The organism is Shinella zoogloeoides (assembly GCF_003574625.1).
Lineage (GTDB): Bacteria > Pseudomonadota > Alphaproteobacteria > Rhizobiales > Rhizobiaceae > Shinella > Shinella zoogloeoides_A.
In genome coordinates, this window is record NZ_QNUJ01000002.1 from 412863 (window position 1) to 424970 (window position 12108).

The 12108-nt window shown below is 66.6% G+C and carries 12 protein-coding genes; 7 read left to right on the forward strand and 5 right to left on the reverse strand.

What is annotated here, in order from left to right:
- Nucleotides 1–190 precede the first annotated feature (190 nt).
- Both DSD28_RS05415 and DSD28_RS05420 read left to right on the forward strand, forming a co-directional pair.
- Complete coding sequence (locus tag DSD28_RS05415) at nt 191–1711, forward strand: DegQ family serine endoprotease (RefSeq protein ID WP_119255320.1); 1521 nt, start codon at nt 191–193, stop codon at nt 1709–1711.
- Nucleotides 1712–1931: 220 nt separating this feature from the next.
- Nucleotides 1932–2378: a VOC family protein gene (locus DSD28_RS05420; RefSeq protein WP_119255476.1), complete on the forward strand. Its 447-nt coding sequence runs from the start codon at nt 1932–1934 to the stop codon at nt 2376–2378.
- Nucleotides 2379–2397: 19 nt separating this feature from the next.
- On the opposite strand, the gene DSD28_RS05425 is transcribed toward DSD28_RS05420, so the two are convergent.
- A complete protein-coding gene (locus DSD28_RS05425; protein WP_245424754.1) occupies nt 2398–2796 on the reverse strand; it encodes a hypothetical protein in 399 nt (132 codons plus the stop codon).
- Between the two features lie 376 nt (nt 2797–3172).
- Here DSD28_RS05425 and DSD28_RS05430 point away from each other — a divergent pair, with 376 nt between their 5' ends.
- From DSD28_RS05430 to nadE, 5 genes are read left to right on the forward strand one after another with little or no spacing between them, the layout of a single operon-like run.
- A complete protein-coding gene (locus DSD28_RS05430) occupies nt 3173–4282 on the forward strand; it encodes a hypothetical protein (RefSeq protein ID WP_119255321.1) in 1110 nt (369 codons plus the stop codon).
- 5 nt (nt 4283–4287) lie between these two features.
- The gene (asnB, locus tag DSD28_RS05435; RefSeq protein WP_119255322.1) at nt 4288–6237 is read left to right on the forward strand and encodes an asparagine synthase (glutamine-hydrolyzing); all 1950 of its coding nucleotides are present in this window, start codon (nt 4288–4290) and stop codon (nt 6235–6237) included.
- A 2-nt stretch (nt 6238–6239) separates the two neighbouring features.
- A complete protein-coding gene (locus DSD28_RS05440; protein WP_119255323.1) occupies nt 6240–6494 on the forward strand; it encodes an acyl carrier protein in 255 nt (84 codons plus the stop codon).
- A gap of 16 nt (nt 6495–6510) precedes the next feature.
- Nucleotides 6511–8031, forward strand: a complete 1521-nt coding sequence (locus DSD28_RS05445; RefSeq protein ID WP_119255324.1) for a class I adenylate-forming enzyme family protein — start codon at nt 6511–6513, stop codon at nt 8029–8031.
- The gene (nadE, locus tag DSD28_RS05450; protein ID WP_119255325.1) at nt 8028–9008 is read left to right on the forward strand and encodes an NAD(+) synthase; all 981 of its coding nucleotides are present in this window, start codon (nt 8028–8030) and stop codon (nt 9006–9008) included. Before DSD28_RS05445 ends, nadE begins: the two co-directional genes overlap by 4 nt.
- 59 nt (nt 9009–9067) lie before the next feature.
- Here the strand turns inward: nadE and DSD28_RS05455 are convergent, their stop codons facing one another.
- The 4 genes from DSD28_RS05455 to DSD28_RS05470 form a co-directional block, all read right to left on the reverse strand.
- Nucleotides 9068–9412: a RidA family protein gene (locus tag DSD28_RS05455; protein WP_432430842.1), complete on the reverse strand. Its 345-nt coding sequence runs from the start codon at nt 9410–9412 to the stop codon at nt 9068–9070.
- A 127-nt stretch (nt 9413–9539) separates the two neighbouring features.
- Complete coding sequence (locus DSD28_RS05460) at nt 9540–10832, reverse strand: alanine racemase (RefSeq protein WP_119255327.1); 1293 nt, start codon at nt 10830–10832, stop codon at nt 9540–9542.
- Between the two features lie 23 nt (nt 10833–10855).
- Nucleotides 10856–11320, reverse strand: coding sequence for a RidA family protein (locus tag DSD28_RS05465; RefSeq protein WP_119255328.1), 465 nt, complete (start codon nt 11318–11320; stop codon nt 10856–10858).
- Nucleotides 11321–11334: 14 nt separating this feature from the next.
- A complete protein-coding gene (locus tag DSD28_RS05470; protein ID WP_281048095.1) occupies nt 11335–12099 on the reverse strand; it encodes an amino acid ABC transporter ATP-binding protein in 765 nt (254 codons plus the stop codon).
- Between the last annotated feature and the right edge of the window lie 9 nt (nt 12100–12108).

Sequence of the window (12108 nt, forward strand, 5' to 3'; positions counted from 1 at the left end):
GCCCGCCGGATAGCCGGCCGCCGCCCCTCTCGGCCGCGGCCAAGGAGCGGGCCGGGCGTCACGCTGGCGCTCCGCCCCTCTGAAAATCCCGAACCCATGAACACGCAACCGGCCGCCCTCGCTGCCGTCGGTTTCGCGCGCCAGATGCCGGCACCACGGGCATTGCGGCGCTGACAAAAGGAAGACGACCATGACCAGGATTCTTGAAAAGCATCGTGTCGCAGCGCTTCTCGGCGTTGCCCTGCTGGTGGTGCCGGTGGCGGCCTCCAGCCTTGCTGGCGCCAGGCCCGCCCATGCAGCAGCGCCGCCGGAAACTTTCAATGCCACCCTCACCCAAGGCTCCTTCGCGCCGATCGTGGCGGCCGACAAGCCGGCCGTCGTCACCATCATGACGACGCTGAAGGTGGAGAACACGTCCTCGCAGGACGGCGCCTCGCCGTTCGGCGGCGATTCACCCTTCGACCAGCAGTTCCGCGACTTCTTCGGCGAACGCCAGATCCCCTTGCCGCAGCAGCGCCCGGCCGAACGGGCCGCAGCGCTCGGCTCCGGCTTCGTGCTGACCAGCGACGGCTATATCGTCACCAACAACCACGTCATCGACAAGGCGACCACGATCAAGGTGACGCTCGACGACGGCACGGAGCTGCCGGCCAAGCTCGTCGGCACGGATTCGAAGTCCGACCTTGCTGTAATCAAGATCGACAGCGGCAAGCCGCTCGCCACCATCGGCTGGGGCGATTCCGACAAGCTGCGGGCGGGCGACCCGATCCTCGCCATCGGCAACCCCTTCGGCATCGGTACGACGGTGACGGCCGGCATCGTCTCGGCCCGCGGTCGCGACCTGCACAGCGGGCCCTATGACGACTTCATCCAGATCGACGCGCCGATCAATCACGGCAATTCCGGCGGCCCGCTCGTCGGCCTCGACGGCAAGGTGGTCGGCATCAACACCGCGATCTATTCGCCGAACGGCGGCAGCGTCGGCGTCGGCTTCGCCATTCCTTCCGACCAGGCTCAGGGCATCGTGGCCAAGCTGATGAAGGACGGCTCCATCGCGCATGGCTTCATCGGCGTGCAGATTCAGCCCGTGACCTCCGACATCGCCGATGCCATCGGTCTTGCCAAGCCGGTCGGCGCCCTTGTGGCCCGGGTCGATGACGGCACCCCCGCCGCCAAGGCCGGCATAAAGTCGGGCGACGTCATTACGGCGCTGGCCGGCAAGGCGGTGAACTCGCCGCACGAACTGTCGCGCATGGTGGCCGATCTTTCGCCCGGCGCGAAGGAAAGCCTGACGGTCTGGCGCGACGGCGGCAACAAGGACCTGTCGATCACGGTCGGCAATAATGACGATACGGACAAGCAGGCAAGCGCCGATACCGGCAGCCAGCCCGGCCTTCCCGACGCCCAGGGCGTGCCGACCCTCGGCGTCCAGCTCGGCGACCTGACGCCGGACGTGCGCGATTCGCTCGGCCTGCCGGAAAGCGAAACGGGCGCGATCGTCGAAGGCGTCAACCCGGACAAGCCGGCCGCCGATGCCGGCCTCCAGCCGGGCGACGTCATTCTCTCGGTCAACCAGAAGTCCGTCCATTCCGCCCGGGAAGCGAAGGCCGCCGTCGCGCAGGCCGGCAAGGCCGGCCGCAAGGCCGTGCTGCTGCTCGTCCAGCGCCAGGATGCACAGACCTTCGTCACCGTGCCCTTCGCCGCCGGCTGACGGACGCTTCTCTCCACATACGGTGCCGCCCGGTGATCATCGGGCGGCATCGGCGTTTTGGCGGAGGCCGTATCCGCCCGTCGCATCACCGGCGTTGCCGCAAATGAGAGACAGGCCGGCCGCGGGTTGACTTGCCGGACTATTTACGTTGATATCAATTCATTGGCGAACCCGCCCCATGCAGCAGCATGCGGGCAACGAGGAGAAGGAGGAGCCGACCATGAAGATCGTGACCAGCCTGAGTTTTCAGGGACAGTGCCGGGAGGCATTCGAGTTCTATGCCAAGGTCCTCGGCGGCAGGATCACCGCCGCCTTTCCCTATGGCGAGGGACCGCCCGGCATGCCGATCAGCGATCCGAAATACAAGGACTGGCTGATGCATTGTTGGCTGGAAGTCGGCGATCAGGCGCTGATGGGCGCGGACATGGATGCCGCCTGGGCGCCGAATATCGAAAAGCCCAAGAACGGCTTCGACGTCACGCTGCACACCACAGACAAGACGGAGGCGAAGCGCTGGTACGATCAGCTCTGCGAGGGCGGCCGGCCCGCCATGCCCTTCGGCGAGACATTCTGGTCACCCGGCTTCGGTTCGCTGGTCGACCGGTTCGGCGTGCCCTGGATGATCAACACCATCCCCTCCGCCGACTGGCGGCCGCCGCAAGGCTGAGGGAAACCGGGAGCGCCGGTCAGGAGACGGAGCGGCGCTCCTCTGCAGGAGCCATCGGCTTTTTGCTTGCACCGGAAAACAATTGCGCCATGCCGGAATGCAGCAGGCTGCCCGCGAACAATCCGCCGATGCCGCCCGCGGCCTTCACCGCCGCGTCGGCAAGGTGCGGGTGCCGTGTCGGTGAGACGAACTGGAACAGCTCCGCCCCGACCGCCACCAGCACCACCAGCGCGGCGACTGCAAGGCGGTGGCGCGGATAGGCGAAGACGAACAGTCCCGACAGGACCGCATAGGCGGCCGCCCGGTCGAAATCGGTGGAAACCACGTCATGCGGCCGATAGCCGATCGGCGAGACCGTCACGAAGAGGATGGCGGCAAGGCCAAGCCAGGCGCCGATACGAATAAGGCGGGTCAACATCGCTCGTGTTCTAAAGCATTCGGGTGAGAGTAACAGCCTTTTGTGCGGGGAATCGCGCCAAAACAAGGCGCAAGCGGCGGCATGCCGCATGGTTCCCCGTTTCCCGGACGGCAATCGGATATGAAGAAAGCCGTTGCCCCAATTCAAGGGAGGAACGGCAGCGTCGAACTCCATATGCGATAGCCCTGCGGCTCCCCGGACATTAGAACAGTCTTTACGATAAACAGCTTTCGAGCGCCCGCAACGCCTCGGAACCCGCCCTTGCCGGGCCGGCACCGTCGTTCCTTGACCTTTTCTTCATCCGTCTCCCGTAAGCAGGCTCGTGGCGTCTGCCGTCTGCGGGGAACCGGACGGGACGACCTCCGGGTGGATTGCAATGTCGAGCGTACGATCATTTGAGGCGGGGGACATCGGGACGGTCGCGGACCTTTTCCAGCGCCTGCTGCGCAAGACCGACGCCCCGGCAAGCGCCGACCTGAAATCCTATCTCGGCACGCTTTTCCTCAATGACGAAAGCCTCCGCACCGGCCTGACCTCACGCGTGCATGTCCGCGACGATGGCACGGTCGCGGCTTTCCTCGGCGTCCTGCCGGTGGAAATGGAATTCGAAGGGCGCCGCCTGCTGGCGGCCAATTGCGGCTCCTTCGTCAGCGACGACAGGGACCCCGATCCCTTTGCCGGCGCACGCCTGCTGCGCGAGGTTCTCTCCGGACCGCAGGACCTTTCCTTCAGCGAAACCGCGAACGAGATATCGACGGAGATGTGGCGCGGCGCGCGGGCGAGCGTTCTCGGTCCCTACAGCCTGGAATGGCTGCGGATCCTGAAACCCTCCGCATTCGCGCTGGAGGCGGTGGCGGGACGTCTGCCCTTCGCGCGGGCGGCAAGGCCGCTTGCCCGGCTTGCCGATGCCGTCCTCTGCCGACGCCGCGAGAAGCCTGTCTGGTTTCACTACAGACCGCTTCCCGGCAAGGCGGACAGCTTCGTCGCTGTCCCGGCGAGCGACGACGCGTTCATCGCGGCCTTCCTGAAATTCGCCCAGGCCTTCGCCCTGCGCCCGCGCTGGGAGCCGCCGGTGCTGGAAGCCATGCTGCGCCATGCCAAGCGCAAGGCGTTCCATGGCGAACGCGTCCAGCACCTGGTCAAGGCCCGCTCGGGAGCCGTGGTCGGCGCCTATCTCTATTACGGCAATGCCGGCGGCGTCGGCCGCACGGTGCAGCTTCTCGCGGCGCCCGGGCAGGAATCCGTGGTGATCGACTGCCTCATCCGCAACGCCTATGAGCGGGGCCTCGTTGCCATCCGCGGCCGCACCCTGCCGCCCCTTCTGCCGGCGATGGTCGGCAAGAAATGCGCCTTCGTCCATGGCGCCGCAACGATCGTCCACACCCGCGACCCCGCGCTCCTCGAAGCCATGACGGCCGGAAAGGCCTTCATCAACGGCCTTGTCGGAGAAGGCTGGACGCGCCTCATCGGCGACCGTTTCGAGTAGCGGCGATGTGTGGGATAGCGGGATATCACGGCAATGCCATCGCCCCGGACCGGGCGGCAGAATGCCTCGGCCGCATGGTGACGGCGCTCAGGCACCGCGGGCCGGACGCCGAGGGAACGCTCCTGCGCGGCGAGACGGGCCTTGCCCATACCCGCCTTTCCATCGTCGGCCTTCAGGACGGCGCACAGCCGATGACCAGCGAGGACGGCAGGCTCGCCGTCTCCTTCAACGGCGAGATCTTCAACTATGTGGAGCTGCGCGAGGACCTGAAGGCGCACAGCCATCGTTTCCGTACTGCCTCGGATACGGAGGTGCTGCTCGCCGCCTATGCGCAGAAGGGCCTCGAATGCCTTGCGGATTTCAACGGCGACTTCGCCTTCGCGCTGCACGATGCCGCGACCCGCACGCTGGTTCTCGCCCGCGACCGCATGGGCGTGCGGCCGCTGTTCCATACCGAACATGAGGGCACGCTCTTCTTCGCCTCCGAGCCGGGCGCGCTCCTCGCCCTGCCGGGTATGACGGCCGAGATCGACCCGGTAGCGCTCGACCAGATCTTCACGCTCTGGTGCCCCATTCCGCCGCGCACGGCCTATCGCGGCATATCGGAACTCCCGCCCGGCCACATGATGATCGTGAAGGACGGCGAGCGCACGATCCGGCCCTGGTGGCAGCTTTCCTATCCCGACCGAAACGACACGCCCCCGCCGCGCCGGATGGAGGAGCAGGCGGAGGAGCTGCGCGCGCTGCTGGAGGATGCCACGCGCATCCGCCTGCGCGCCGACGTGCCCGTGGGCGCCTATCTCTCCGGCGGCCTCGACTCATCCCTCGTTGCCGCGCTCGCGGCGCGGACGGTGACGCACGGCCTCAGGACCTTCTCGCTGACCTTCCGCAGCGCCGAACATGACGAGCGCGACTGGCAGCGGGAGATGGCCGCGACGCTGGATGCGGAGGCGGACAGCGTCGAATGCTCTTCCGCCGAGATCGCCGCGCGCATGCCCGATGCCATGCGGCATATCGGCTGCCCCATCCTGCGCACGGCGCCCGTCCCGCTCCACCTGCTCTCGGCGCGGGTGCGCGAGCGTGGCATGAAGGTCGTGCTGACCGGCGAAGGCGCGGACGAGATCTTCGCCGGATACGACATTTTCCGGGAAGCCCGCGTCCGGCGCTTTTGCGGCCGCATGCCGCAATCCGCCCGGCGCGCGCGCCTCTTCCAGCGGCTCTATCCCTACCTGCCGGGCCTGAAGCAGCAGACGCCGGACTATCTCGCACGCTTCTTCGCCTTCGGCTCCGAGGCGCTCGACGATCCGCTTTATTCCCACCGGCCGCGCTTCCGCTCCACCGCCGCGGCGAAGCTGTTCTTTTCCGCCGCCCTCAAGGAGGCCATCGGCGACTACGATGCGGCGGCGGACCTTGCCGCGCAGCTGCCGCCCGACTTTTCCCGCTGGCATGTGCTGCATCAGGCGCAATATCTGGAAACCGCCTTCTTCCTTCCCGGCTATCTTCTCTCCAGCCAGGGCGACCGCGTGATGATGGCGAATGCCGTCGAAGGGCGCTTCCCGTTCCTCGATCCGCGGGTCGTGTCCTTCGCCGCCAGTCTCGCACCCGACGCGAAGCTGCGCGGGCTTCGCGAAAAGCACATCCTCAAGGAGGCCGCCCGCGGCCTCGTGCCGGCCCGGATCATCGACCGCGCCAAGCAGCCCTACCGCGCACCCGATGCAGAAGCCTTTGCCGGCGCGGCGAAGGCCCTCGACACCGTGCTCGCGCCGGAACGGCTCACTGAAGCCGGGCTGTTCAATGGGCAGGCGGTCGGCAAGCTGAAGGAAAAGGTCCTCAAGGGCGAGGCCACGGGCTTTCGCGACAACGCCGCCTTCATCGGCGTCCTGTCGACCCAACTCCTGCGCGATGGCACGGCCGCGCAATCGTCACAACCCCTATCGAGCATCGGAAGAAGCTGAGAATGACCGCAGAAACCCAAGCCACGATCCGCGCCTTCATCGTCGAGAACTTCCTGTTCGGCGACGAGAGCCACCCGCTGCCGGCCGATCTGTCGCTGATCGACAACGACCTGATCGATTCCACCGGCATCCTCGAACTGGTCGGCTTCCTTGAGGAGCGCTTCGCCATCAAGGTCGCAGACGCGGACATCGTGCCGGCCAATCTCGACACGATCGGGCGGATCGCCGGCTTCATCGCGCGCAAGCAGACGGCCTGACGGACGGAAACCGGCCATGCGGATCGAGCAATATCTCCGGCAGAGCGCAGCACGGGACGGGGCGAAGACCGCCATCGTCGCGGGCGACCTGCGGCTGAGCTACGACCGCTTCCTCGACCTCTCCGCCCGCATGGCAACGACACTCCGGGCCGGCGGTGTCGCTCGCGGCGATCGTGTCCTCATCCTGCTCGACAATGGCTGGCAGGCCGCCGTCGCCGTCCTCGCCACCTGGCTGGCAGGCGCCGTCATCTGCCCGGTCAATCCGTCGACGAAGGCCCCCCGCCTTTCGCAGATCGCCGCCGACTGCACGCCCGCCCTCGTGATAACCGAGGCGCGGCTCGAACGGCTCGTCGCGGGCGTCGCGGAGCTTGCCGATACGCCGCGCCTCGCGACGGGAGAGGCGGGCAGCTTCGAGGCCGGCCTGAACGCCGCGCCATTGCCCGCGGAAGACCTACCGGACAGCGACCTTGCCACATTGATCTATACGTCGGGCTCGACCGGCGTGCCGAAGGGCGTGATGCTCGCCCATGACAACATGGATGCCGCGGCCCGCTCCATCGCCTTCTATCTCGAAAACACCGCCGCCGACACGCTCCTCGTCGTCCTGCCGATGTCCTTCGGCTACGGGCTCAACCAGCTCGTGACCGCGATGCTGACGGGCGCGACGCTGGTGATCGAGAAATCCTTCGCCTTTCCGCAGGCGGTCTTCGAGAGGATCCGCGACGAGCGCGTCACCGGGTTCGCCCTGGTGCCGGCCATGGCCGCGATGATGATGCAGGCGCGGGACCTCGATCCCGCGCTCTTTACGAGCCTTCGCTACATCACCAGCGCCGCCGCGCCGCTGCCGCCGGCCCATCTCGACTGGCTGCGCGCCTTCCTGCCGCATGTCCGCGTCTTCTGCATGTACGGCCAGACCGAGTGCACCCGCATCGCCTATCTGCCGCCCGGGGAGATCGACGCCCGTCGGAGCTCGGTCGGCATCGCCATTCCCGGCGTGCGGACCGAGGTCGTGGACGAGGCAGGCGTTGCCGTTCCCCCCGGCACCGTCGGCGAGCTGGTCGTCACCGGCGCGAACGTGATGCGCGGCTACTGGCGAAACGAGGCGGCGACCCGCAAGACGCTGCGGCCGGATCCACGGACCGGCGCGATGCGCCTCCATACCGGCGACCTCTTCACCGCGGATGCGGACGGCTACCTCACCTTCGTCTCGCGCACGGACGACATCATCAAGTCCCGCGGCGAGAAGGTTGCGCCCAAGGCGGTGGAAGACGTGCTGCACCGCATGCCCGGCATTGCCGAAGCCCTCGTCGTCGGCGTTCCCCACGACGTTCTCGGGCAGGCCGTCAAGGCGCTCGTCGTCGCCTCGGATACGGCCCTCACCGAACGGGACGTCATGCGCTTCTGCGCGCAGAACCTCGAGGACCACATGGTCCCGAAGATCATCGAATTCCGGCAGTCCCTGCCAAGAACCGATTCCGGCAAGGCAAGCCGCAGGCTTGCCGCCGAACCCGCCCCCGTCACAGGATCGAACGCATGACCGCACAGACATCCCACAGGCCCGCCTTCGCCCCGCTGGTGCTCGACCCCGAAGCGGAGGTGGAGCGCATTACGGGATGGATGCGCGAACGGCTGCGCCTCGACCTGCGCAAGCGCGGCCTCGTGCTCGGCCTTTCGGGCGGCATCGATTCCTCTGTCTCGGCGGCGCTTGCCGTGCGGGCGCTCGGCGCGAAGAACGTCTTCGCGCTCTTCATGCCGGAAAACGATTCCGATCCGGAGAGCCTGCGGCTCGGGCGGAGCGTGGCGGAAACCTTCGGCATCGACAGCGTCGTTGAGGATATCGGGCCGGCGCTCGCGGCGATGGGGTGCTACGAGCGGCGCGATGCCTTCATTCGCGAGGCGGTGCCGGAATATGGAACCGGCTGGGCCTCCAAGATCGTCTTCGACAATCCGATGACGACGGGCGGCTACAACATCTCCTCGCTGGTCGTCCGCTCGCCGCAGGGCGAGACCCGCAAGGTGCGCCTCGGCGCCGGCGCGTATCTCGGCATCGTCGCAGCGACGAACATGAAGCAGCGCACCCGCAAGCAGCTTGAATACTACCATGCCGACCGGCTGAACTTCGCTGTGCTCGGCACGCCGAACCGGCTGGAATACGACCAAGGCTTCTTCGTCAAGAACGGCGACGGAGCGGCCGACATCAAGCCGATCGCCCATCTCTACAAGTCGCAGGTCTACCAGCTCGCCGCCCATCTCGGCGTGCCGGCCGAAATCCTCTCCCGTCCACCGACCACCGATACCTATTCGCTGCCGCAGACGCAGGAGGAATTCTACTTCGCCCTGCCCTACGACAAGATGGACATTTGCCTCTACGGCCTCGAAAATGCCGTGCCCGCCGATGCGGTCGCAGAGGCGACGGGGCTCAAGGCGAGCGACGTCGAACTGGTCTGGGCCGACATCGCGGCCAAGCGCAAGGTCGCGCGCTACCTGCACAGCCAGCCATTGACCATTTCCTGACGAAAAAGGCCGGGACCGCCTCACGCGTCCCGGCCTTCTTGCATCAGTCGTGAACCGGCTCAGACGAGCGCGGTCACCTGGATCTCGACCAGCAGTTCCGGCGCGGCGAGGCGGGCTTCCACCGTGGCGCGGACCGGCAGGTTGTCCTTGTCGACCCATTCGTCCCAGACCGTGTTCATCTGGCCGAAATGGGCGATGTCACGGAGCCAGATGCTGGCGCTGATCAGCTTGGCCTTGGAGGTGCCGGCCTCGGCGAGCAGGGCATCGATCTGGGCCAGGATATCGCGGGTCTGCGCGACGGTGTCGGCGCCCGCGCCGGTCACGCCGGCCGTGGTGACGACGCCGTTGACGACGACGGCGCCGCAGAAGCGCTGGCCGGGCTTGATACGCTTGATCATGGAAATTCTCCCTGTTGGTCAAAGAACGGTTTTGCCGAGGACCGGCGGATGAAACGATGCGTTCTCGTCCGCCATCCGGGGCAGCGCGGCATCAATGCCCGAAACCCCGGCGGAGCGCAACGTGCCGCGCCGGTCAGAAATAGGTCTTGTAGGCCGTCCTCACATCGTGGTTCCCGTCGACACCGTAGAGCACGTCCCATTTGTCGAAGGTCGTGCAGGGATGGGAAATGTCGAGGAACACCATGTCGCCCACCCGCAGCGGAGTGTCGTCCGGCACCCGCATGAAGGCATGCTGGTCCGCCAGGGTGAAAATCTCGTGCCCCGCGCCGAGCCCGACCGGCACCTGATGCTCGCCGGGCCGGAACCAAAGGCTGGGCGCCGGCAGGTGCACGTCGAAGGACAGATCGCGCTTGCCGCCCGTCAGGAACGCCAGCCCCTTTTCCGGCATGGACTGTACCCGGGTGACGACCTGGAGCGAGGGGCGCAGCTCGCCGGGGACGGCGCGCACGCGCTCCGAGCGCGCCTGCAGCGAAGCGAAATGCTCGCGGTACATCAGAGCGTCGTGCGTGATATAGCATCCGGAACGGGTCACGACCCGGGTCGGCCGTGAAAGCTTCAGCGCGCCAAGGTGCTCCACCACGATGTCATAATAGGCCGATCCACCGGCCGACAGGACGATTTCTTCTCCTGTGAATGCGCCGCGGGCATCGAGGTCGCGCGCGGCGGCCGTGGTCAATTCCATCAGGGCGCGGACCTTTCCGAGATTATCGTCCGGCCGCCCGCCGAAGATTCCTTCGAAGGATTCGATGCCGCGCAGTTCCAGCTCCCTGTCGTAGCTTCCGATGACGTCCGCTATGGCGCGTATGCGCGCCGGATCGCGCGCGCCCGTGCGGCCGCCCATCGCGCCGATCTCGATCAGGACGCCCAGCCGGCGCCGGGACCCGAGGGTCCGGATGTGACGGCCGGCGAAATGGGCGCCCTCCTCGGAATCGATCAGGCAGAGAAAATCGAAGCCCGGATCGCCATCCAGCTCCCGCATGACGAAATCGAGGAAGCGGGGATCGACGATCTGGTTGGCGACGAGGATGCGATTGACGCCGAAATCGCGGGCAACCTGCGCCTGGTGGGCGGTCGAAAGGGTTATCGCCCATGCGCCGCCGTCGAGCTGGCGGCGGAAAAGCTGCGGGCACATCGTCGTCTTGCCGTGCGGCGCGAGCGAGACATTCGCCTTCTCGCAGAATTCGCGCATCCATCGCTCGTTGTTGGCGATGGCCGGCTCATGCAGGATGGCGAGCGGCAAGGGCAGGTCGCCGCGCAGGACGTTCCAGTTCTTATCCGCGATGGATTCCAGCGGAAAGGGCTCGGTCCCTCCCGGAATGCCCTTCGTGCGATGATCGAGAAGGGGATGGGCGTGATTGCGGTTCATGGCGAGACCTCCAATGCGTGCATTCAATCGAGAAGGCGGAAGATCGCCTCGATCTCGACCGTCATGTTGTGCGGCAGCGAGCCCATACCGACGGCCGAGCGGGCATGTTCGCCGCGCTCGCCCAGCCGTTCGACGAGATAGTCGGAGCAGCCGTTGATGACCGCCGGGTGCTCCTCGAAACGGGGGGCGGCATTCACCATGCCGAAAACCTTGACGACCTCGATACGCTCGAGATCGAAGCCGGCATCCTCCATCGTCGCGAGCATCTGGCGGGCCACCAGCCGCGCGTGCTGGTAGGCTTCCGGGATATCGATATCGGTTCCGACCTTGCCGGCGTGGAACGTTCCGTCGCTCTTCATGGGCCCCTGCCCCGAGAGATAGACCGTCCCGCCCGCGCGGCGGACGGTCCTGTATGTGCCGCCCGGGCTGACGGGAACCAGGGCCGCCTCGTCCGCCCCGGAAGACTGGTGTGCATTTTTCAAAGACATCGTCCTGCTTTCATTCAGACCGGCTGCGCCGCGTGATCCGGCCGTTCGTGATTTCCGATACGGCGAAGGAACTGGATCAGCCGCTCGTCTTTTGGTTTGTCGAGAATAAGGGCGGGCGGCCCGTCGGCGGCGATCCGGCCGGCATCCATGAAGAGGACGCGGTCGGCCACGTTGCGCGCGAAACCCATCTCGTGGGTGACGACGAGCATGGTCATGCCGTCGGCCGCCAGCGAACGCATGACGTCCAGCACCTCGCCGACAAGTTCCGGATCGAGCGCGGAGGTCGCCTCGTCGAAGAGCATGACCTTCGGCTCCATCGCCAGCGCCCGCGCGATCGCCACCCGCTGCTGCTGTCCACCGGAAAGCTGGCTCGGATAGGAGGCCCATTTTTCCTGGAGGCCGACGCGTGCGAGAAGGCGGCGTGCCCGCTCCTCGGCGGCGGCCTTGCTCTCCTTCAGGACCAGCCGCTGCGCGATGGTCACGTTGCGGCCCACCGTCAGATGCGGGAAGAGGTTGAACTGCTGGAACACCATGCCGACCTCCTTGCGCACCTGATGCAGCTCGCGCGGCAGGGAAAGGTCGTGCCCGTCGATCTTGATCGAGCCTCCGCTGAAGCTCTCGAGGCCATTGAGCATGCGCAGAAACGTGCTCTTGCCCGAGCCGCTGGGGCCGACGATCGCCACGACCTGCCCCGCCTCGACCTGCAACGAGATGTCCTTCAGGACCTCGAGCCTGCCGTAGGACTTGGATACACCATTCACTTCGATCATCGGACAGATCCTTTCCTG